Genomic DNA, 20,834 nt, shown 5'->3' with positions numbered 1-20,834 from the left:
GGGTTGTCCGTGATTCAGAGGGGGAGCACAAAGCGCGCCATTTCGGCCTGTTCGCTCCAGCCCTGGCTGGAATAAAAGCCGCGCACATAGGAAGGGCGCTCGCGGTTGTTGACCAGCCAGATGCGCAGGCAGCGGCGCTCGCGCGCAGCCTGTGTGGCCGCATCCAGCAACTGCTGGCCCAGGCCGGCTCCGCGCGCCGCTTCGGCGACAAACAGCTCGCTTACATAGGCCTCCCAGCCCTGCTGCACGGCGACCGGCAGCCAGTGCACGGCACAGTAGCCGTGAATGCGGTGCTGGCCGTCTTGCGCCACCAGCATTAAAGAGCGCTCCGGCCCGGTCTGCAACTCGTCCAGCAGCGCCTGCACGGCCTCGGTGTTCTGGGCGGCGGAATGGGTTTCATAGGCCTTGAACCAGCCTATGTCGTGCAGCAACTCGGCAATGCCTGCTGCATCCTCGGGGAGTGCGGGGCGGATCAGATAGGGGGCAGCGTTCATTGGGCGATGGTGCATTGCACCTCGGCATCGCGCAACAGGGCATCGAAGGGGGCGGAGGGCGGCACGTCGGTGAACAGGCGGTCGATCTGGTTCAGGCGTGCCAGCTCCACCATGGCCTGGCGGCTGAACTTGCTGTGATCGGCCGCCAGCCAGACTTCGCGCGACTGGCCGATGATGGTCTGGGCCACCTTGACCTCGCGCAGGTCGAAGTCGCGCAGGCTGCCGTCGGATTCGATGGCCGAGATGCCGATCACGGCAATGTCGACCTTGAACTGGCGCATGAAGTCCACGGCAGCCTCGCCCACGATGCCGCGGTCGCGGGTGCGCACCACGCCGCCCGCCACAATGACCTCGCAATCGGCGTTGCTGCTGAGGATGGCGGCGACATTGAGATTGTTGGTGATGACGCGCAGCCCCTTGTGCTGCAGCAGGGCCTGGGCCACCGCTTCGGTGGTGGTGCCGATGTTGAGAATCAGCGAGCAGCCGTTGGGAATGGCCTCGGCGATGGCGCGTGCAATGCGCATCTTGCCTTCGGCGTGCAATACCTGGCGCTGGGTATGGGCCAGATTCTCCACGGTGGCGCTGGGCACGCGCACGCCGCCATGAAAGCGCACCAGCAATCCGGCATCGGCCAGCTTCTGGATGTCGCGGCGCACGGTCTGCAGCGTGACCCCGAGGATTTCGGCCAGTTGCTCCACCGAGGTGGATTGGCGGGCGCGGACTTCTTCGACAAGCTGCAACTGGCGGGGATTGCTGTTCATGACTGGTGACTGGTTATATAGGTGCTATTGGCGCATGGACGCGCTGCAGGCGAAGAGCTCTACAGGGGAGAGCGCCAGCCGCAGCGTGCAGTGCAGGGATTGTGAGCGAATCCAAACGAACCTCTAATAGGGTGATTTTCTATGGAATTGCCCGGTAAAAAACAAAAATGAATCCGCGCCGAGTCTGAAGTCTGACAGCAAGCTGCGGTTATATGTCATCGTGGCGAGTTGTTGCAGCAGTAACAATTGGCGTGGCAAGAAGAATGCAGTTCATGCTTTGAGTGTGTGCAAGCGCGTCGATTGCCGATGTGGCAGCCAGGCCGGAGCGGCGCCGGGTCGGCGGTTTAGGCTTAAATCGCGCAAAAACGAATCGATATTTGGGATTTGCAATGCACTAAAAGCGAAAAAGAGCGAAAATATTCGATCTGAAATTTGTTCTTTGCTGTGCGCGTCTCATCGCTGGATGAGGGCGGCGCGGCGATCACCGCAGAAGTCGTTCCATGAACCAGTCCACTCAACCCTTGGCTACAACGCGTGCACAACTGCTGGAGCGCCTGGCGCAGACCGAAAGCTTCGATCTGGCCATCGTGGGCGGCGGTGCCACGGGGCTGGGCGTGGCGGTGGATGCGGCGGCACGCGGCTTCAAGGTCGTGCTGCTGGAGTCGCTGGACTTCGCCAAGGGCACCTCCTCGCGTGCCACCAAGCTGGTGCACGGCGGCGTGCGCTATCTGGCGCAGGGCAATATCTCCCTGGTGCGCGAAGCACTGCATGAGCGCACGACCCTGTTGCACAACGCACCGCATCTGGCCCAGCCTCTGGCCTTTGTGATGCCCTCGTACAAGCTGCTGGATACGCCGTTCTACGGCATCGGCCTCAAGATGTACGACGCGCTGGCCGGCAAGGCCGGCTTGGGGGCGACCGAATTCCTCTCCAGCGCCAAGACTGTGAAATACCTGCCGACCGTGCAGCAAAAAGGTCTCAAGGGCGGGGTCAAGTACTGGGATGGCCAGTTTGACGATGCGCGTCTGGCGCTGGCGCTGGCGCGTACCGCGGCGGCCAAGGGCGCTTTGCTGATCAATTACTGCCCGGCAGAGAAGCTGATCTATGAAAACCACCAGATTGCCGGCCTGATCTGCCGCGATGCGGAATCGGGTCGCAACTTCACCGTGCGCGCCAAGTGCGTGGTCAATGCCACGGGGCCCTGGGTGGATCTGTTCCGCCAGCAGGATGCCGAGGCCCAAGGCAAGCCCGTCAAGCCCATGGTGGCGCCCAGCCAGGGCGTGCACGTGGTGGTGGACCGCGAGTTCCTGCCCACGGATCATGCGCTGCTGATCCCCAAGACCGCCGATGGCCGCGTGCTGTTTGCCGTGCCGTGGCTGGGTAAGGTCATTCTGGGAACCACCGACACGCCGCGTCACGACCTGGCGCGCGAGCCCCTGCCTTTCCCTGAGGAGCTGGACTTCATTCTCGGCGAGGCCGGCAAGTATCTGAATCGCCAGCCCACGCTGGCCGATGTGCGCAGCATGTGGGTGGGCCTGCGCCCGCTGGTCAAGCCGCAGGACGATGATGGCGAGAACACCAAGAAGATCAGCCGCGAGCACACGGTGATGTCCAGCAAGACGGGTCTGGTGACCGTCACCGGCGGCAAATGGACGACTTACCGGGCCATGTCCGAGGATGTGCTGGCCGAATGCTTCCAGATCGGTCGTCTGCCCAGCCGCCCAGCCGGCGTGACCGTGAACCTGCCCCTGGTCGGTGCGCCGCCCGAAGCCGCAGTCACGCACAGCATGAATCAGAGCCAGGGCCTGCACTCCTACGGCACGGATGCCGCCGCCGTGGCGGCGTTGCCGGGGGCGCAGAACTGGCTGATGGACGGTCTTTCCGAGGCCATGGTGCGCTTTGCCGCGCGCTTCGAGTACGCGCGAACCGTCGAGGACATGCTGGCGCGTCGCAGCCGTCTGCTCTTTCTCGATGCCCGCAAGGCGGCCGAGATTGCGCCCCGCGTTGCAGCCATCCTGACCGAGGAGCTGGGGCAGGATGTGCAGCTCAACGATTTCCTGGCTCTGACTCGCCAATATCTGCCCGCTCAGGGCTGATCTGCGCGGCCGCTCTGCGCGGGGCGTGGCGTGCGGGCAACAGGCTGCGGCCCGCAGGCCTCTTGAAAATGTGAGCTGGATGCGCTTGCTATCTATTGATTTCAAATGGTTTTCTATTTGAAATCAATGTACTGCAAGCGCTGTGCGCTATTGTTTTAGTTGCAAGTGCGAGATGCCTGTCCGCCAGGCTTTGCGCCAGTGAAATCAGTGCGGGTATTGCAGGCTAACAGCTTGACGCACAAGGGATTTCCTGCGACAATCTCATGCTTCACGTTTAAAAGCGTGGAACTTTCTGCCCAGCGGGAAGCCTTCCGGAATGGTCCGGAAGGTGGACGACGGGCCCAAGACTGACCGGCTGCTTGATCAGCCCTTGAGAAGACTCTGGGGCTGTCGAGCGTTGCTGGAGCAAGTTGGGAATATTGAAATGATCCAAACAGAATCTCGGTTAGAGGTTGCCGACAACACCGGCGCGAAGTCTGTTCAGTGCATTAAGGTGCTGGGCGGTTCTCATCGTCGCTACGCAAGTGTTGGCGACATCATCAAGGTGAGCGTCAAGGAAGCAGCTCCTCGTGGTCGCGTCAAAAAAGGCGAGATCTACAGTGCTGTGGTTGTGCGCACCGCCAAGGGCATCCGTCGTGCAGACGGTTCGCTCGTGAAGTTCGACGGCAATGCCGCCGTGCTGCTGAACGCCAAGCTGGAGCCCATCGGCACCCGCATCTTTGGCCCCGTGACTCGTGAACTGCGTACCGAAAAGTTCATGAAGATCGTGTCGCTGGCCCCTGAAGTTCTCTAAAGGAATAGCACCATGAACAAGATTCGCAAGGGCGACGAAGTTATCGTGCTGACCGGCCGTGACAAGGGCAAGCGTGGCGTGGTTTCTCTGCGCAAGGATGACTCCCACGTGATCGTGGACGGTATCAACCTGGTCAAGAAGCACACCAAGCCTAACCCCATGAAGGGCACCACCGGCGGTATCGTGGAAAAGGCCATGCCTATCCACCAATCCAACGTGGCTATCTTCAATGCAGCGACCGGCAAGGCCGATCGCGTGGGCATCAAGGTGAACGCCGACGGCACACGTGTTCGCGTGTTCAAGTCCAATGGCGCTGAAATCGCCGCCTAAGGAGTAACACATGGCACGACTGCAAAAACTCTATCGCGAAAAGATCGCGGCTGAACTGAAAGAAAAGTTCGGCTACACCTCCGCTATGGAAGTGCCCCGTCTGACCAAGATCACTCTGAACATGGGTGTGAGCGAAGCCGTGGCCGACAAGAAGGTGATGGACAACGCCGTGGCTGACCTGACCAAGATTGCTGGTCAGAAGCCTGTGGTGACCAAGGCCAAGAAGGCTATCGCTGGTTTCAAGATCCGCGAAGGCCAAGCTATCGGCTGCATGGTGACCCTGCGTGGCGTTCAGATGTACGAATTCCTGGACCGTTTCGTGACCGTGGCTCTGCCCCGCGTGCGTGACTTCCGTGGTATCTCGGGTCGTTCGTTCGACGGTCGCGGCAACTACAACGTTGGCGTCAAAGAACAAATCATCTTCCCCGAAATCGAGTACGACAAGGTGGACGCTCTGCGTGGTCTGAACATCAGCATCACGACAACAGCGAAGAACGACGAAGAGTGCAAGGCACTGCTCGCCGCTTTCAAATTCCCCTTCAAGAACTGAGGTGGCGCATGGCTAAAGTAGCAATGATTCAGCGCGAACTGAAGCGCGAAAAGCTGGCAGCCAAGTATGCTGCCAAGTATGCAGAACTCAAGGCAATCGCCGGCGACGTGAAGCGTTCCGACGAAGAGCGCGACGCCGCTCGCCTGGGTCTGCAGAAGCTGCCCCGTAACTCGAACCCCACTCGCCAGCGTAACCGTTGCGAGATCACTGGCCGTCCTCGCGGTACCTTCCGCCAATTCGGTCTGGGTCGCGCTAAGGTGCGTGAATTGGCCTTTGCTGGCGACATCCCCGGTGTCACCAAGGCCAGCTGGTAAGCAAGCAGGAGAGATTAAACATGAGCATGAGTGATCCCATCGCTGACTTGCTGACCCGCATCCGCAATGCACAAATGGTCTCCAAGGCCACTGTGTCGGCTCCTTCCTCCAAGGTCAAGGTTGCCATCGCACAAGTGCTGAAGGAAGAAGGCTATATCGACGGCTTCGAAGTGAAGTCCGAAGGTGGCAAGTCCGAACTCGAAATTACCCTGAAGTACTACGCCGGTCGCCCTGTGATCGAACGTATCGAACGTGTGAGCCGTCCCGGCCTGCGCGTGTACAAGGGTCGTCACGCAATCCCTCAGGTCCAGAACGGCCTGGGTGTGGCCATCGTCACTACTCCCAAGGGCGTGATGACTGATCGCAAAGCACGTGCTGCCGGTATCGGCGGTGAAGTGCTGTGCTATGTGGCCTAACGGACATTAAGGAGAAATACTGAAATGTCTCGCGTAGCAAAAGCTATTGTGACCATCCCCGCAGGTGTGGATGTGTCCATCAACGCTGAAACCATCAAGGTCAAGGGCAAGGGCGGCGATCTGTCGCTGTCTTTGAACGGCCTGGTGAACATCGGCAACAACGACGGCAAGCTGTCCTTTGCTCCCGCCAACGACTCCCGTGAAGCTGACGCTCTGGCCGGTACCATCCGCCAGCTGGTCAACAACATGGTCAAGGGCGTGACTGAAGGCTTCGAGAAGAAGCTGACGCTGATTGGCGTGGGCTACAAGGCCGCTGCACAAGGTTCCAAGCTGAACCTGGCTGTGGGCTTCTCGCACCCCGTCAACTTCGAGATGCCTGCCGGCATCACTGTCGCTACCCCCACTCCGACTGAAATCGTGATCAAGGGTGCTGACCGTCAAGTGGTCGGTCAATTGGCTGCTGAGATCCGTGCCGTTCGTCCTCCCGAGCCTTACAAGGGCAAGGGCATTCGCTATGCGAATGAGAAGGTCGTGATCAAAGAGACCAAGAAGAAGTAAGGAGCTGCATGATGTTGAACAAGAAAGAGCAGCGTCTGCGCCGTGCCCGTCAGACTCGCATCCGCATTGCCCAGCAAGGCGTTGCCCGTCTGAGCGTGAACCGCACCAATCTCCATATCTACGCCTCCGTGGTTTCGGAAGACGGCACTACCGTGCTGGCTTCGGCCTCCACTGCAGAAGTCGAAGTGCGTTCGCAACTCGGCGCCGCTGGCAAGGGTGGCAACGTGGCCGCCGCCACGCTGATCGGCAAGCGCATTGCTGAGAAGGCTAAGGCTGCTGGCGTTGAGAAAGTGGCTTTCGACCGCGCCGGTTTTGCATACCACGGCCGCGTGAAGGCTTTGGCAGAAGCCGCTCGCGAAGCGGGCCTGCAGTTCTAAGCGGAGCGGATACAAATGGCTAAATTTTCCCCCAAAGTGCAAGACGAAGGTCGTGACGACGGTCTGCGCGAAAAAATGATCGCGGTCAACCGCGTCACCAAGGTTGTGAAGGGTGGTCGTATTCTCGGCTTCGCTGCACTGACCGTGGTTGGCGATGGTGACGGTCGCGTTGGCATGGGTAAGGGCAAGTCCAAGGAAGTGCCTGCTGCCGTGCAAAAAGCGATGGAAGAATGCCGTCGCAACCTGATGAAGGTTGCACTGAAGAGCGGCACCATTCACCACTCGGTGAAGGGCCATCACGGCGCCGCCAAGGTCGAGTTGCACCCAGCTCCCAAGGGTACCGGCATCATTGCTGGCGGCCCTATGCGCGCTGTTTTTGAAGTGGTGGGTATCACCGACATCGTGGCCAAGAGCCATGGTTCGTCGAACCCCTACAACATGGTTCGCGCAACTTTCGACGCTTTGAAGAACTCCACGACCCCTGCGAACGTGGCAGCAAAGCGCGGCAAGTCGGTCGAAGACATCTTCACCGCCTGATCGGAGTCCAGCACATGACAACACAACAAACTGTCAAGATTCAGCTGGTTCGTAGCCCCATCGGCACCAAAGAGTCGCACCGTGCGACTGTGCGTGGCCTGGGTCTGCGCAAGCTGAACAGCGTCAGCGAACTGCAGGACACTCCTGAAGTGCGCGGCATGATTAACAAGATCGCCTACTTGGTGAAGGTTCTCTGAAAGGATTGATGATGGAACTCAATAGCATCAAGCCTGCAGACGGCGCCAAGCACGCCAAGCGTCGCGTGGGTCGCGGTATCGGTTCTGGTCTGGGTAAGACCGCCGGTCGCGGTCACAAGGGTCAGAAGTCGCGTTCGGGTGGCTACCACAAGGTGGGCTTCGAAGGCGGTCAAATGCCTCTGCAGCGTCGCCTGCCCAAGCGTGGCTTCAAGTCGCATCTGCTGAAGTTCAATGCAGAAGTGACCCTGTCCGAGCTGGATAAGCTCGGCCTGGCCGAAGTCGATCTGGCTGCTCTGAAGCAAGCCGGTCTGGTTGGCTCTATCGCTAAGGTGGTGAAGATCATCAAGAGCGGTGAACTGACTAAGGCTGTCAAGCTCAATGGTATCGGCGCTACCGCCGGTGCCAAGGCTGCCATCGAAGCTGCCGGTGGCAGCATCGCCTGATTAAAGTTCTGAAAGAAGACATCCGTGGCTACTAGCGCAGCTCAAATTGCAAAGACTGGAAAATTCGGCGACCTGCGTCGTCGTCTGGTTTTTCTGTTGCTTGCGCTGGTCGTATACCGCATCGGGGCGCATATCCCCGTTCCGGGCATCGATCCAGCGCAGCTGCAGCAGCTGTTCTCTGGCCAGCAGGGCGGCATTCTCAATCTGTTCAACATGTTCTCGGGTGGAGCGCTCTCGCGCTTCACAGTGTTCGCACTGGGGATCATGCCGTACATCTCGGCATCGATCATCATGCAGCTCATGACCTACGTGGTCCCGACATTCGAGCAGATGAAAAAGGAAGGTGAAGCGGGTCGTCGCAAGATTACCCAGTACACCCGCTACGGCACTCTGGGCCTGGCGCTGTTTCAGTCCTTGGGAATTGCTGTTGCCCTGGAAAGCTCCGCAGGCTTGGTTCTGAACCCTGGTTTTGGCTTCCGCATGACTGCGGTGGTTAGTCTCACGGCCGGTACCCTGTTCCTGATGTGGCTCGGTGAACAGATCACTGAACGTGGTCTGGGCAACGGTATCTCGATACTGATCTTTGGCGGTATCGCCGCAGGCCTGCCGAGCTCTATCGGCGGTCTGCTGGAACTGGTGCGCACCGGTGCCATGAGCATTCTGGCGGCAATCTTCATTGTTCTCGTTGTGGCAGCCGTGACGTATTTCGTCGTGTATGTCGAACGAGGTCAACGCAAGATCTTGGTGAATTACGCACGCCGACAAGTCGGCAACAAGGTGTACGGTGGTCAGTCTTCGCACTTGCCACTGAAGCTGAACATGGCAGGTGTGATTCCTCCCATCTTCGCTTCGTCGATCATCTTGCTGCCCGCTACGGTGGTGAATTGGTTCAGTGCAGGAGAATCCATGCGCTGGCTGAAGGATATTGCGAGCACGTTGACCCCTGGTCAGCCAATCTATGTCATCCTTTATGCTGCCGCGATCATTTTCTTCTGCTTCTTCTATACGGCCCTGGTTTTCAACAGCCGGGAAACTGCCGACAACCTGAAGAAGAGTGGCGCTTTCATCCCCGGGATTCGTCCTGGCGAACAGACAGCCCGCTACATTGACAAGATTCTGGTTCGCCTGACCCTGGCTGGCGCGATCTACATTACCTTCGTGTGCTTGTTGCCCGAATTCCTGATCCTGAAGTACAACGTTCCGTTCTACTTCGGTGGTACATCGTTGCTGATCATCGTGGTCGTGACAATGGACTTCATGGCTCAAGTGCAGAACTACGTGATGTCGCAGCAATACGAGTCGCTCCTGAAAAAAGCGAACTTTAAGGCTGGTATTTGATGACAAGGCTGCCCAAGGGGGCAGCCTGCCAAAAGTTAGTAGACGCCCATCGATCTATCGCGGGCATTGTTTCCCGGTCGATAGGCCGATAGTGGATGGAAAGTTTTAGGAGAAAAGAATGAGAGTTTCGGCTTCGGTCAAGAAAATCTGCCGTAACTGCAAGATCATCCGCCGCAAAGGTGTTGTGCGCGTGATCTGCACTGACCAGCGCCACAAGCAGCGCCAAGGTTGATTGAAAGCATTAGAGGACTAATATGGCACGTATTGCTGGCATTAACATCCCGCCGCACAAGCATGCTGAAATCGGCCTGACTGCCATCTTCGGCATCGGTCGCACTACAGCTCGCAAAATCTGCGAAGCATGCGGTATCGAATATTCCAAGAAGGTCAAGGACCTGACGGACGCTGATCTGGAAAAGATCCGTGACTTCCTGAATCCCATGACTCTGGAAGGTGATCTGCGTCGCGAAACCACCATGAACATCAAGCGTTTGATGGACATCGGTTGCTATCGCGGTTTCCGTCATCGTCGCGGCCTGCCCATGCGCGGTCAACGTACCCGCACGAACGCTCGTACTCGCAAGGGTCCGCGCAAGGGTGCAGCGGCTCTGAAGAAATAAGAGATTGAAAGATCATTATGGCTAAGTCTCCCGCAAACAACGCAGCTGCTCGCGTTCGCAAGAAGGTCCGTAAGAATATTTCTGACGGTATCGCGCACGTGCACGCTTCGTTCAACAACACGATCATCACCATCACCGACCGTCAAGGCAACGCTCTGTCGTGGGCTTCGTCGGGTGGCCAGGGCTTCAAGGGTTCGCGTAAGTCGACTCCCTTTGCTGCTCAGGTTGCTTCGGAAGTGGCCGGTCGTGCTGCTATCGAACAGGGCATCAAGAACCTGGAAGTCGAAATCAAGGGTCCCGGTCCTGGCCGTGAATCCTCGGTTCGCGCCCTGGGTGCTCTGGGTATCCGTATCACTTCCATCTCGGACGTGACTCCGGTTCCCCACAACGGCTGCCGCCCTCAAAAGCGCCGTCGTATCTAATTTTTTATCAAGCCCACCGCCGCCCAGGTGCATTTGCATCGCGGGCGGCTCCCGTGTTTGCGCACGGTAGATGACACAAAGGAAATCAAGTGGCACGCTATATTGGCCCCAAGGCAAAACTCTCCCGCCGCGAAGGCACCGATCTGTTCCTGAAGAGCGCACGTCGCTCCATCGCAGACAAGGCAAAGTTCGACACCAAGCCTGGTCAGCATGGCCGCACTTCCGGTCAGCGCACTTCCGACTACGGTCTGCAACTGCGCGAAAAGCAGAAGGTCAAGCGCATGTACGGCGTGCTGGAGAAGCAATTCCGCCGCTACTTCGAAGCTGCTGACCGCAAGCGTGGCAACACTGGTGCCAACCTGCTGTCGCTGCTGGAATCGCGTCTGGACAACGTGGTGTACCGCATGGGCTTCGGCTCCACTCGCGCTGAAGCACGTCAGCTGGTGTCGCACAAGGCTATCACTGTGAACGGCCAGTCCGTGAACATTCCTTCCTTCTCCGTGAAGGAAGGCGACGTGGTTGCTCTGCGTGAAAAGTCCAAGAAGCAAGCTCGCGTGGTCGAGGCTCTGCAACTGGCTGCTCAAGTGGGCTTCCCCGCATGGGTTGAAGTGTCTGCTGACAAGGCAGAAGGTACTTTCAAGAAGTCTCCTGACCGCGATGAATTCGCAGCTGACATCAACGAATCCCTGATCGTTGAGTTGTACTCGCGTTAATCTTTAGCAGCGACATTTCTGTAAACCGTCCCCACGGCGCGAGGCATCGCGCCGTGGGTGCTTCACCAGCCTTACCGGTGTAACGAGCCGAGGGTATTGAGAGGAAGTCTGCATGCAAACGAATTTGCTGAAGCCCAAGACAATCAATGTCGAGCAACTTGGTCACAACCGTGCCAAGGTTGTTCTGGAGCCGTTTGAGCGTGGCTACGGTCATACGCTGGGCAATGCCCTGCGCCGTGTTCTGCTCTCCTCCATGGTGGGTTACGCAGCGACGGAAGTGACGATTGCTGGAGTGCTGCATGAGTACTCCTCCATCGACGGTGTCCAGGAAGATGTGACCAACATCCTGCTGAACCTCAAGGGTGTGGTGTTCAAGCTGCACAATCGTGACGAAGTCACCCTGAGCCTGCGCAAGGATGGCGAAGGTGTTGTCACTGCCCGTGACATTCAGACCCCCCACGACGTAGAAATCGTCAACCCTGATCATGTGATCGCCCATCTGTCGCAAGGCGGCAAGCTGGACATGCAGATCAAGGTGGAAAAGGGCCGCGGCTATGTGCCCGGCAACGTGCGCCGCTACGGTGACGAATCGACCAAGTCGATCGGCCGTATCGTGCTCGACGCTTCGTTCTCGCCCGTCAAGCGCGTGAGCTACGCTGTCGAATCCGCACGTGTGGAACAGCGTACCGATCTTGACAAGCTGGTTCTGGAAATCGAAACCAACGGTGCCATCACCGCTGAAGACGCAGTGCGCGCATCCGCCAAGATCCTGGTGGAGCAGCTGGCAGTGTTTGCCCAGCTCGACGGTGGCGATATCGCCAGCGTGTTCGACGCTCCTGCCGGTGGCCGCGGTGCTGCCACCTCGTTCGATCCCATCCTGCTGCGTCCCGTGGACGAGCTCGAGCTCACCGTGCGTTCTGCCAACTGCCTCAAGGCAGAGAACATTTACTACATCGGTGACCTCATCCAGCGTACCGAAAACGAGCTGCTCAAGACTCCCAACCTGGGTCGTAAGTCGCTCAACGAGATCAAGGAAGTTCTGGCTTCCCGCGGTCTGACGCTGGGCATGAAGCTCGAGAACTGGCCACCAGCTGGCCTGGAAAAGCGTTAATCGCTACAATAGAGGACTTTGCTGAAATCGTTCGGTTTTGGCAAAGTCCAAGTGCCTCGGGCAGTACCTGATACGGCTGCCTGATTTAATTTAGAAAAGATCTCCGGATAAAAACGGGGAGCAAAGGAAAAGCACCATGCGTCACGGCAACGGCCTCCGCAAACTGAACCGCACTTCTGCACACCGCAAGGCAATGCTGCAGAACATGATGAACTCGCTGATCGAGCACGAAGCTATCAAGACCACGGTCCCCAAGGCCAAGGAACTGCGTCGCGTCATCGAGCCCATGATCACTCTGGCCAAGGTTGACACCGTGGCTAACCGCCGTCTGGCTTTTGACCGTCTGCGCGACCGCGACAGCGTGACCAAGCTGTTCAACGTGCTGGGTCCCCGCAACGCTCAGCGTCCCGGCGGCTACACACGTATCCTGAAGATGGGCTTCCGCGTGGGCGACAACGCTCCCATGGCCTATGTGGAACTGGTTGAGCGCGCTGAAGAAGCCGCTGCAGCAGCTGAATAAGCCAGAGCGGGCTGCAAAGCCTGCTATAATTTGGAAATACCGCGCGATGGAGCAGTCTGGTAGCTCGTTGGGCTCATAACCCAAAGGTCGGAGGTTCAAATCCTTCTCGCGCAACCAAATTGAAAAAGGTCACGACAATGTCGTGACCTTTTTTTTGTCCATTTTCTCCATAGGTCAGAAGGCTGCGCCCACCTCGGCTCGTCATACCCCTGGCTGTGTGCCTGAGCGACGGCGCAGATGCTCGCGTACCCGGTTGGCAATCACCTGGGCGATCTCCGGGCTCAGCACCTCGCTGATGTGCAGTACCTCGGTGTAATGCAGATAGAGCAGGCCGCGCAAGGTCTTGAATGCCGTCTCATGCGCGGACCCGCAGATGCCGGCATCGTTGGCCAGCACGCGCTCCACGGCACCGGGCTCGAGCAGCCGGATCTTGCAGATAGCTGCCTGATGCAGGATCTCCCGGTCTATTTCCTCAAGGCGGCTTTCCCATTCATCGGGCAAGAATCGATTCGCTGGCATGTAGGGTGGCTCTCCTGCTCAATCCATGGACATCTGTCCCAGACTCGAATGCTGGCATACCCCGGCTCTGGCCGTCGGTTTTGCTTCTACAAGTCTTGATGCTTATCAAATGTCGATAAGGTGAACGTCGGCCTGGGGTCGAGGCCGTGCGGCACTGCATCATGATGCCAGTCTGCGACCTGACCACCAATGCCCGTCCGTGTCTCCTGGATTTCTCCGAGCTGAGGTATGGTGTCTCGATGCGCTGCAGGTAAAGAAAAGGACTTGTATGTTCGAGAAAATCGTCTCGATGTTCCGCTACCTCAAATCGGCCGTGCCGTTTCGGCTGGTGCCTGCACTGATTGCCACCCTGGTGCTGATCGGTCTGCTGCTGACGCCGGTGCCGGCTGGGCTGGATGCCAAGGCATGGCAGCTGGTGGCCATCTTTCTGACGACCATCGTGGCGATCATTCTCAAGGTCATGCCCATAGGTGTGATGGCTCTGATGGCGATTGTCATCGTGTCGCTGTCTCAGGTGACCTCCAGTTCCTCCAAGGGTGCGATCACGGATGCGTTGAGCAGCTTTGCGAACCCCTTGATCTGGCTGATCGTGGTGGCTGTTCTGATCTCGCGCGGCCTCAAGAAAACGGGGCTCGGCAACCGCATCGGGTTGCTGTTCATTGCGCTGATGGGCAAGCGCACCATAGGCATAGGTTACGGACTTGCGATCTGTGAGCTGGTGCTGGCCCCGTTCACGCCCAGCAACACGGCACGCGGCGGCGGTATCGTGCATCCGATCATGAAGTCCATTGCCAACGCCTTCGAATCGGACCCGGCCAAGGGAACCCAGGGCAAGGTCGGGACCTATCTGGCGCTGGTCAACTACCATTCCAATCCGATCACTTCGGCCATGTTCCTGACCGCAACCGCGCCTAATCCGTTAGTCGTGGACCTGGTCGCCAAGGCCACGGGCCAGTCCCTGCATCTGAGCTGGACAAGCTGGGCGCTGTACATGCTGCTGCCGGGCTTGCTGTGTCTGCTGCTGATGCCGCTGGCGGTCTATCTGCTGTCGCCACCCGAGCTCAAGGCCACGCCCAATGCCGTGGAGTACGCGCGTGCCGAGATGGCCCGTATGGGCCCGCTGTCAGGCAAGGAGCGGGTGATGCTCGGGACCTTCGGCATGATGCTGTTGCTGTGGGCGAATGTGCCGCAGATGCTGTTCGGCCCGGCTTTCACGCTGGACCCGACCGTGGTGGCTTTTCTGGGTCTGTTCACCCTGATCATCACGGGGACCATCGACTGGGATGATGTGTTGTCCGAGAAAAGCGCCTGGGACACCCTGATCTGGTTCGGTGCCCTGGTGATGCTGGCCGAGCAGCTCAACAGGCTAGGGGTGGTCGCCTGGTTTGCCGAGGGCCTGAAGAATGCCATCGTCGCCAGCGGCCTGGACTGGCTGCCCGTGGCCGCTATTCTGGTGGGCGTCTTCGTCTTCTCGCACTATCTGTTTGCCAGCACCACTGCCCATATCAGCGCCATGATGCTGGCCTTTCTGACCGTGGGCGCGCAACTGATCCCAGCCGATTACGTCGTCCCCTTCATGCTGATGATGACGGCCGGTTCAGCCATCATGATGACGCTGACGCACTACGCGACCGGAACATCGCCCATCATCTTCGGCAGCGGCTATGTGACTCTGGGTGTCTGGTGGCGCGTAGGTGCTGCCATGTGCGTGCTGGAACTGCTGATCTTCGCTGTCGTCGGAGCTGCCTGGTGGAAGCTGCTGGGGCTGTGGTGAGCTGCGGCGTCAGGTGGCGGTATGCAGGGGCTCGCCCAGGGACAGCATGAGTCGGTTGGCCCAATTGAAGAAAGCCGTGCCGTGAAGCGCATCGGAGATGGCGGCGTCGTCCAGGCCGGCTGCACGCAGCGCATCGATATGACTGGACTCCAGTGCGGGCGGCGTCTGCGTCAAGGCCACGGCGGCGGCAACGATGGCATTCCAGCGAGGGCCCAGGTCGGTGCCCGGACCTTCATCGAGCAGGCGCTGCACATCGGCAGTGCGATGCGAGAAATGCGTGGCAAAGCGCGCATGTACCGAAGCGCAGTAGATGCAGCCGTTGGTGCGTGAGGTTGCAGCTGCTGCCAGTTCACGCTCGGCGCGCGGCAGGCCGGCATCGGGGTTGTAGAAGATGTCCTTGTCGGTGCGTGTGCGTGCTCCCAGCGTGTCTGGGTCGCGCGCCAGCAGCCGGAAATAGGGTGAATGCGCGCGCGCCGCATCCACCAGTCCCGCATAGTGGCGCTCGCTCAGCTCGCTCTCCTGCAGCGGAGCTATCCATGGCTGCCAGTCGAGCTGCTCCTGGGTGAAGATCTGGACAGAGGTGTTGTGCGTAGTGGTCATGGCTGGGCTTGCAGGGCGATGGTGGACGATGCCGTGGTGATTGCAGCTCGTGCGCCGAGCACGCGCAGCCCCGCCACGAGGCGGATCTGGAAGGACAGGAAAGAGGCGAGCTGGGACAGGATGACGATATCGGTCTCGCTCCAGCCGGCCTGCTGCAGCGCCTGCAAAGCCCGGGCACTCGCATCGCGTGGGTGGTAGGCCAGCAGATGGGCATGGGCCAGTGCGGCGCTCAGGCGCGGGCCTAGCAAAGCCGCATGAGCCGGGTCCACGGCGTAGCTGGGGCCGCTTTGGTCCTCGCGGCTCAAGGGGCCGGCCGGATAAATCCCGTAGGGGCCGTGCGGGCCGCTGCCGGCCTGCAGGCTGGCAGCGCGCCCGTGCACCACTTCCGAGCTCACGGCGTCGGCCAGATCGGCATTCTCGGCCGCCAGGGCGCGTGTGTAGAAGGCCGTGCTGCGTGGCTCGCCATGCAGGCCTGCCGTGAAGGCGGCCAGCGTCAGGCGCTCGCGCAGCGAGACGGCTCCCGCAACGGGCTCGGCGGGGGTGAACAGTGCGGCAAAGCTTTGCTGGGCCTGGGTGCGAGCCTCGCTGCGGTGGCGGCGCACCTGATCCAGCGCGCTGCCGGCAGTGATATCGGCGAGATGGTCGATCACATCTTCGGGAAAGCGGGTCTGGGCGGTAATGCTCATGGTCATGCGGCTTGAAGCAGCCCGGTCCGGGCAAGGGGGTGGGAAGAGCTGGCGGGGGGATCATTGCGGCGCCAGCCCAGGGCTGGTGCCACGACGGACGCAGTCAGCTCGATGGAGCGCAGAATGGCCAGGAGCGGAGGATCGATGGAGTGCACTTGGAACACGATGTCGGTGGCTTGCGCCAGCGCCGTGTCGGCTTTGAGCGAGGCGATCACGTCCTCGGGCGTGCCCACATGTACGTCGTAGGCTTCAATGAGCTGCTGCAGCGGCGCCTGTGGGTCGACGCGCGTTGCCCATTGCGTGGAGGAGGTTGAGGCCAGGGCCGCATGGCGCAGGGCCGAGCGACGCAGGCCGGCCTCGGCCCATTGCAGTGCCTGAGAGCGCTTGTCGGATACCAGCAGGGTGCGCGAAGCCAGGATGCGCGGTGTGCGACCTGCGGGCAGGGCCGCGAGATAAGCGTCGATGATGGGGTTCTGTATCTCGGACAGAGTGGCCTGAGGCCGGCCTTCGGGTCGGGGCTGGGTGCGCGAGAGCATCAACCCGTCCCCGTTGGCGCCGGCGCGAGCCCCGCCCTCGACCGAGAACGTGGCTTGCCAGACGCGCTCCAGCAACTGCGGGGCTGCGGGGTACAGGCGCACGCCGCCTGCCAGCTCGCGCCCGGCCCAGGCATCCCGCAGCACGGCGAAGTTGCGCGCGAAGACCGCGCCGCGCTCGCTGCCCGCGACGCCGAAGGCCTCGAAGGACTCTGCCGTGCCGCCCGTGCCCAGACCCACTTCGAGCCGGCCGCCCGACAGCAGGTCCAGCACGGCCGCGTCCTCGGCCACGCGCAGCGCGTTTTCCAGCGGCAGCGTGACCACGCCCGTGCCCAGGCGGATGCGCCGCGTGCGGGCCGCCACATGCGAGAGAAAGACAAAAGGTGAGGGCAGGCCGCCCTCGCTTTCGTGGAAATGGTGCTGGGCGATCCATGCCGAGTCGAAGCCCTGGGCTTCGGCATGGGCGATCTGCTCGGTAACCAGGCGGTAGCGTTCGCCGGCCGGTACCTCATCGAGCAGGCGGCTGAAGAAGCCCAGGCGAGGGTGATGAAGATTGTCAGGCGGGGTGAGGGACAAAATCGATGCTCCTTTTGCCGGGAATGGCGTCCATGAGTTCGCGCGTGTAGTCGCTGGTGGGGCGTAGGAACACGTCCTCGACGCTGCCCGCGTCCACCACCTTGCCTGCGCGCAGCACCGACACCGTGTCGGCGATCTGGCGCACCACGGCAAGGTCGTGCGAGATGAAGAGATAGCTCAGGCCCAGGTCCTGCTGCAACTGCGCGAGCAGGGCGAGGATCTGGGCCTGCACGGTCACGTCCAATGCCGAGACGGCTTCGTCCAGCACCACCACTTCCGGTTGCAGCACCAGGGCGCGTGCAATCGCTACGCGCTGGCGCTGGCCGCCCGAGAGCGCATGCGGGCGCCGTTCGAGCACGGCGGCCGGCAGGCCCACGCGTTCCAGCATGTCAAGCACGCGTTGGCGGCGCTCCTGAGCCGGTAGCGGCTCGAAGTTGAGCAGCGGCTCCTCGATGATGTCGAAGACACGCTGGCGCGGATCCAGCGAGCTGAACGGGTTCTGATAGACCAGCTGGACCTTGCGCCGCAACTGGCGCAGGGCCTCGCCGCGCAGGCCCGTGAGTTCGGTGCCGGCGATGCGGATGCGACCCGATGTGGGACGTCCCAGGCCCACGATGTCGCGTATGGTCGTGGTCTTGCCCGAGCCCGACTCGCCGACGATGGCATGCGTGGAGCCCCGGCGCAGGCGCAGCGACAAGCCGTCCACGGCGCGGAAAACGCCGCGCCCGCGGCCGGGGGCATGGAAATCGTGTACCAGGTCCTCGACCTCGATGGCCCAATCTTCGGTAGCGGCCGCCGCCGCCGCCGCTGGCGCAGTGCGACGGGGCGCAGGCGTGAGCGAGGGCGCGTCGGACAGCAAGCGGCGCGTATAGGCGCTTTGTGGATTGCGCAGAAGCTCCAGTGTCGGGCCTTGCTCCTGAATGCGACCTCCCTGCATGACGATGAGGCGATGAGCGCGGTCTGCGGCCACGCCCAGGTCGTGGGTGACCAGCAGCACTGCGGTGCCGGTTTCGCGGCGCAGCTCGTCGATCAGATCCAGGATGCGCCGCTGCACCGTGACGTCCAGCGCGCTGGTGGGTTCGTCGGCGATGATCAGCGCAGGTCGCAGCGCGATGGCGATGGCGATCAGCACGCGCTGGCGCATGCCGCCCGACAGCTCGTGCGGATACTGGCGCGCCCGCAGGGCGGGCTGGGACAGGCCCACGCGGGTCAGCAGGTCGATCACGCGCGCCTCGATGGCAGCGCGGTCGCGCAGGCCGTGAATGCGCAGGACTTCACCGACCTGGTTGCCCACGGTGCGCACGGGGTTGAGCGAGGTGGTTGGATCCTGGGGCACCAGGCTGAGCACGCGGCCGCGAATGCTGTTCCAGCGCGCGGCACTCCAGTCCGAGACCTCGGTGCCCTGCAGCCGGATGCTGCCTTGCTCGCGGCGGCCGTTGTCGGCCAGCAGGCCGATCACGGCCTGGGCCGTGGTGGTCTTGCCCGATCCCGATTCGCCGACCAGGGCCACGACCTCGCCCGGTGCCACGGAAAACGACAGGCCGTGGACCACGCGCTGTTCCTGGCCGCCGTGGTCACGGTAGGCGATAACCAGGTCCTGGACTTCGAGCAGCGGGGCGGCAGCAGCGGCAGGGATTGCCGTGGATGGGCGGTCTTGCAGCAGGGCGCTCATGCCGGCCTCCGCGCGAATGAGGCGCCGATGCGGTTGGCGGCCAGCACCACGGCCACCACGACCAGGCCTGGCGCCGTGGTCAGCCACCATGCGGTGGCGATGTAGTTGCGCCCTTCGGCGATCAGCAGACCCCATTCGGGCGTGGGCGGTGGCGCTCCGTAGCCCAGAAAGCCCAGCGTGGAAATCGACAGGATGGCCGAGCCGAACTGCAGTGCGGCCAGGGCCACCACCGAAGTCAGCGAATTGGGCAGCACATGGCGCCACAGCACGGCGGCAAAGCGTCCGCCGCTGCCGAAGGCCGCCTCCACATAGTCAGAGCGCCGCACGCGAACCACTTCGGAGCGCACCAGGCGCGCGAAGCCGGCCACGGATGCCACCCCCACGGCGATGGCCGCATTGATGGTGCCAAAGCCCAGCAAGATGATGATGGTCAGCGACAGCAGCAGCGAGGGCACGGCCAGCAGCACGTCGACCAGGCGCATCAGCGCGTCATCGACGCGGCCGCCCGTGGCTCCGGCCAGCAGGCCGATCAACGTGCCCGCCACCAGGCCCACCGCCACGGCCAGGAAAGCGCCAGACAGTGAGTGCACGGAGCCATGCACCACACGGGCCCAGAGATCACGCCCCAGCGCATCCGTGCCCAGCCAGTGCGTGAGGCCGGGCGCCAGCAGTTGCTGGCCGGCCTGGCCGACGACGGGATTCTGATGGGCAAACCAGCCTGGAACCAGTGCCCACAGTGCGGCCGTGGCAATCACCAGCCAGGCCAGGGCCAGCGTGGGCGATAGGCGCCTGAGCGTTTGCAGATCGATCAGGACGGGGCGCAGGCTTTTTGCGGCCGGTGCCGGCGGGGGCCCAAGCTTGGGCGCTGCGGACGACGCGACGCTGGAAGCCAGGGGCTTGGGAATGATGGTCGAGACGGCGGTGTTCATGCCCGGTTCTCCACAGAATGACGCAAACGAGGATCGAGCAGCGGGTAGAGCAGGTCCACGGCGAGGTTGATGAGCACGAAGGTGGCGGCCGAGACCACGACCACGGCCTGGAGCACGGCCGTGTCCTGGTTGCCCACGGCCTGCTGGGTCAGCGTGCCCAGGCCGTTGAGGCCGAACACGGCCTCGGTGACCACGGCACCGGCCAGCAGCTCGCCGAACAGCACGCCGGCGATCGTCAAGGTCGGCAGCAGGGCATTGCGCGTCACATGGTGTAGCAGCACCCAGGCGCGAGAAGCACCCTTGGCGCGGGCTACGGCCACGAAAGGCTGGGCCAGCACGGTGTCGATATTGCGCAGCAGGATCTGGGCCAGCGGCGCCGAAATCGGGACGGCCAGCGTCAGCGTGGGCAGGACCAGGCCCTCCCAGGGGCCGGGATTGATGACGGGAATCCAGCCCAGACGGAAGGACAGCACCTGGATCAGCATGATGCCCAGCCAGAAAACGGGCACGGAGACGAAGACCGAGGGCAGGGCTTGCAGGGCATTGCGCAGCCAGGCCAGAGGCGCGAGGCTGGCCGCCGCCGCAAGCGCTATGGCCAGCAGCGCCGCCGTGGAAAAGCCCAGGCCTGCCAGGCGCAGCGTGGGCGGCAGACTGGTGGCCAGTCCCTGGCTCACGGGCACGCCGGCTTGCAAGGAGTAGCCGAAATGGCCCGTGAGGAACTGCCCCAGGGTGTGCAGGTATTGCTGCCAGACAGGCTGATCAGCCCCATAGGCGGCGCGGATGTCGGCGATCTCCTGCGGGCCCAGGCCCAGCTCGGGGTTCAGGAACTTGATCAGCACGGCATCGCCTGGCAGCAGTTGCAGCAGGATGAAGGAGGCGGTGAATGCCGCCCACAGCACCAGGGCGGCCTGCGCGATGCGGCCAAGCAGATAGCGGCGAGGCATGGGCGATTCCT

The 20,834-nt window shown here is 61.6% G+C and carries 28 protein-coding genes and 1 tRNA gene; 20 read left to right on the top strand and 9 right to left on the bottom strand.

Annotated elements, in window-relative coordinates:
* Positions 1–14: 14 nt before the first annotated feature.
* Positions 15–494, bottom strand: coding sequence for a GNAT family N-acetyltransferase (locus P353_RS20795; RefSeq protein ID WP_034373831.1), 480 nt, complete (start codon positions 492–494; stop codon positions 15–17).
* Entirely contained in the window at positions 491–1,255 is a 765-nt protein-coding gene (locus tag P353_RS20790) for a DeoR/GlpR family DNA-binding transcription regulator (RefSeq protein ID WP_034373828.1), read from the bottom strand. Before P353_RS20790 ends, P353_RS20795 begins: the two co-directional genes overlap by 4 nt.
* A 500-nt stretch (positions 1,256–1,755) precedes the next feature.
* Here P353_RS20790 and P353_RS20785 point away from each other — a divergent pair, with 500 nt between their 5' ends.
* The 19 genes from P353_RS20785 to P353_RS20695 all read left to right on the top strand — a co-directional run bounded on the left by P353_RS20785 (position 1,756) and on the right by P353_RS20695 (position 12,707).
* A complete protein-coding gene (locus tag P353_RS20785) occupies positions 1,756–3,351 on the top strand; it encodes a glycerol-3-phosphate dehydrogenase/oxidase (protein ID WP_034373825.1) in 1,596 nt (531 codons plus the stop codon).
* A gap of 424 nt (positions 3,352–3,775) precedes the next feature.
* Entirely contained in the window at positions 3,776–4,144 is a 369-nt protein-coding gene (gene rplN / locus P353_RS20780; protein ID WP_003050500.1) for a 50S ribosomal protein L14, read from the top strand.
* A gap of 12 nt (positions 4,145–4,156) precedes the next feature.
* The gene (rplX, locus tag P353_RS20775) at positions 4,157–4,474 is read left to right on the top strand and encodes a 50S ribosomal protein L24 (RefSeq protein WP_003050504.1); all 318 of its coding nucleotides are present in this window, start codon (positions 4,157–4,159) and stop codon (positions 4,472–4,474) included.
* Between the two features lie 10 nt (positions 4,475–4,484).
* A complete protein-coding gene (gene rplE / locus P353_RS20770) occupies positions 4,485–5,024 on the top strand; it encodes a 50S ribosomal protein L5 (protein ID WP_003050507.1) in 540 nt (179 codons plus the stop codon).
* A gap of 8 nt (positions 5,025–5,032) precedes the next feature.
* Complete coding sequence (gene rpsN, locus P353_RS20765; protein WP_003050509.1) at positions 5,033–5,338, top strand: 30S ribosomal protein S14; 306 nt, start codon at positions 5,033–5,035, stop codon at positions 5,336–5,338.
* 20 nt (positions 5,339–5,358) lie between these two features.
* Positions 5,359–5,754, top strand: a complete 396-nt coding sequence (gene rpsH / locus P353_RS20760; RefSeq protein ID WP_034373822.1) for a 30S ribosomal protein S8 — start codon at positions 5,359–5,361, stop codon at positions 5,752–5,754.
* A gap of 24 nt (positions 5,755–5,778) precedes the next feature.
* The gene (rplF, locus tag P353_RS20755; protein WP_034373819.1) at positions 5,779–6,312 is read left to right on the top strand and encodes a 50S ribosomal protein L6; all 534 of its coding nucleotides are present in this window, start codon (positions 5,779–5,781) and stop codon (positions 6,310–6,312) included.
* An 11-nt stretch (positions 6,313–6,323) separates the two neighbouring features.
* The gene (gene rplR / locus P353_RS20750) at positions 6,324–6,689 is read left to right on the top strand and encodes a 50S ribosomal protein L18 (RefSeq protein WP_003050513.1); all 366 of its coding nucleotides are present in this window, start codon (positions 6,324–6,326) and stop codon (positions 6,687–6,689) included.
* A gap of 15 nt (positions 6,690–6,704) precedes the next feature.
* A complete protein-coding gene (gene rpsE, locus P353_RS20745) occupies positions 6,705–7,226 on the top strand; it encodes a 30S ribosomal protein S5 (protein ID WP_003050515.1) in 522 nt (173 codons plus the stop codon).
* Between the two features lie 14 nt (positions 7,227–7,240).
* Positions 7,241–7,423, top strand: coding sequence for a 50S ribosomal protein L30 (gene rpmD / locus P353_RS20740; protein WP_003050517.1), 183 nt, complete (start codon positions 7,241–7,243; stop codon positions 7,421–7,423).
* Positions 7,424–7,434: 11 nt separating this feature from the next.
* Positions 7,435–7,866, top strand: a complete 432-nt coding sequence (gene rplO, locus P353_RS20735; protein WP_003050519.1) for a 50S ribosomal protein L15 — start codon at positions 7,435–7,437, stop codon at positions 7,864–7,866.
* 24 nt (positions 7,867–7,890) lie between these two features.
* Complete coding sequence (secY, locus tag P353_RS20730; RefSeq protein ID WP_003050520.1) at positions 7,891–9,204, top strand: preprotein translocase subunit SecY; 1,314 nt, start codon at positions 7,891–7,893, stop codon at positions 9,202–9,204.
* 118 nt (positions 9,205–9,322) lie between these two features.
* The gene (gene rpmJ, locus P353_RS20725) at positions 9,323–9,436 is read left to right on the top strand and encodes a 50S ribosomal protein L36 (RefSeq protein ID WP_003050535.1); all 114 of its coding nucleotides are present in this window, start codon (positions 9,323–9,325) and stop codon (positions 9,434–9,436) included.
* Between the two features lie 22 nt (positions 9,437–9,458).
* The gene (gene rpsM, locus P353_RS20720; protein ID WP_003050537.1) at positions 9,459–9,824 is read left to right on the top strand and encodes a 30S ribosomal protein S13; all 366 of its coding nucleotides are present in this window, start codon (positions 9,459–9,461) and stop codon (positions 9,822–9,824) included.
* Positions 9,825–9,841: 17 nt separating this feature from the next.
* Entirely contained in the window at positions 9,842–10,246 is a 405-nt protein-coding gene (gene rpsK / locus P353_RS20715) for a 30S ribosomal protein S11 (protein ID WP_003050538.1), read from the top strand.
* An 89-nt stretch (positions 10,247–10,335) separates the two neighbouring features.
* The gene (gene rpsD, locus P353_RS20710) at positions 10,336–10,959 is read left to right on the top strand and encodes a 30S ribosomal protein S4 (RefSeq protein ID WP_003068426.1); all 624 of its coding nucleotides are present in this window, start codon (positions 10,336–10,338) and stop codon (positions 10,957–10,959) included.
* Positions 10,960–11,071: 112 nt separating this feature from the next.
* On the top strand, positions 11,072–12,070 hold the full coding sequence (locus tag P353_RS20705; RefSeq protein ID WP_003050542.1) for a DNA-directed RNA polymerase subunit alpha: 999 nt from the start codon (positions 11,072–11,074) through the stop codon (positions 12,068–12,070).
* A 136-nt stretch (positions 12,071–12,206) separates the two neighbouring features.
* Positions 12,207–12,590, top strand: a complete 384-nt coding sequence (rplQ, locus tag P353_RS20700; protein WP_003050544.1) for a 50S ribosomal protein L17 — start codon at positions 12,207–12,209, stop codon at positions 12,588–12,590.
* A gap of 40 nt (positions 12,591–12,630) precedes the next feature.
* Positions 12,631–12,707 (top strand) — tRNA-Met (locus P353_RS20695).
* An 84-nt stretch (positions 12,708–12,791) separates the two neighbouring features.
* On the opposite strand, the gene P353_RS20690 is transcribed toward P353_RS20695, so the two are convergent.
* Positions 12,792–13,109: a hypothetical protein gene (locus tag P353_RS20690; RefSeq protein WP_034373816.1), complete on the bottom strand. Its 318-nt coding sequence runs from the start codon at positions 13,107–13,109 to the stop codon at positions 12,792–12,794.
* A gap of 268 nt (positions 13,110–13,377) precedes the next feature.
* Between P353_RS20690 and P353_RS20685 the strand changes: the two genes are divergently transcribed.
* Positions 13,378–14,883, top strand: coding sequence for a DASS family sodium-coupled anion symporter (locus P353_RS20685; protein WP_034373813.1), 1,506 nt, complete (start codon positions 13,378–13,380; stop codon positions 14,881–14,883).
* Between the two features lie 9 nt (positions 14,884–14,892).
* On the opposite strand, the gene P353_RS20680 is transcribed toward P353_RS20685, so the two are convergent.
* Genes P353_RS20680 through P353_RS20655 form a run of 6 tightly spaced genes read right to left on the bottom strand, consistent with a single transcriptional unit; the run spans position 14,893 to position 20,823 of the window.
* Positions 14,893–15,483, bottom strand: coding sequence for an alkylhydroperoxidase domain protein (locus tag P353_RS20680; RefSeq protein ID WP_034373811.1), 591 nt, complete (start codon positions 15,481–15,483; stop codon positions 14,893–14,895).
* Positions 15,480–16,175: a CMD domain protein gene (locus P353_RS20675; protein ID WP_034373808.1), complete on the bottom strand. Its 696-nt coding sequence runs from the start codon at positions 16,173–16,175 to the stop codon at positions 15,480–15,482. Before P353_RS20675 ends, P353_RS20680 begins: the two co-directional genes overlap by 4 nt.
* Entirely contained in the window at positions 16,172–17,278 is a 1,107-nt protein-coding gene (locus P353_RS20670; protein WP_034373805.1) for a putative FMN-dependent luciferase-like monooxygenase, read from the bottom strand. The genes P353_RS20675 and P353_RS20670 overlap by 4 nt, the downstream gene beginning before the upstream one ends.
* Positions 17,259–18,950, bottom strand: a complete 1,692-nt coding sequence (locus P353_RS20665) for a dipeptide ABC transporter ATP-binding protein (RefSeq protein WP_034373802.1) — start codon at positions 18,948–18,950, stop codon at positions 17,259–17,261. The genes P353_RS20670 and P353_RS20665 overlap by 20 nt, the downstream gene beginning before the upstream one ends.
* Complete coding sequence (locus tag P353_RS20660; protein ID WP_034373800.1) at positions 18,947–19,879, bottom strand: ABC transporter permease; 933 nt, start codon at positions 19,877–19,879, stop codon at positions 18,947–18,949. Before P353_RS20660 ends, P353_RS20665 begins: the two co-directional genes overlap by 4 nt.
* Positions 19,876–20,823: an ABC transporter permease gene (locus P353_RS20655; RefSeq protein WP_034373798.1), complete on the bottom strand. Its 948-nt coding sequence runs from the start codon at positions 20,821–20,823 to the stop codon at positions 19,876–19,878. Before P353_RS20655 ends, P353_RS20660 begins: the two co-directional genes overlap by 4 nt.
* Positions 20,824–20,834: the final 11 nt, after the last annotated feature.

Origin of the sequence: Comamonas testosteroni (genome assembly GCF_000761245.1) — a bacterium.
Lineage (GTDB): Bacteria > Pseudomonadota > Gammaproteobacteria > Burkholderiales > Burkholderiaceae_C > Comamonas > Comamonas testosteroni_C.
The sequence above is the reverse complement of the archived record's forward strand: the minus strand, read 5'-3'. Positions and strand labels throughout refer to the sequence as shown.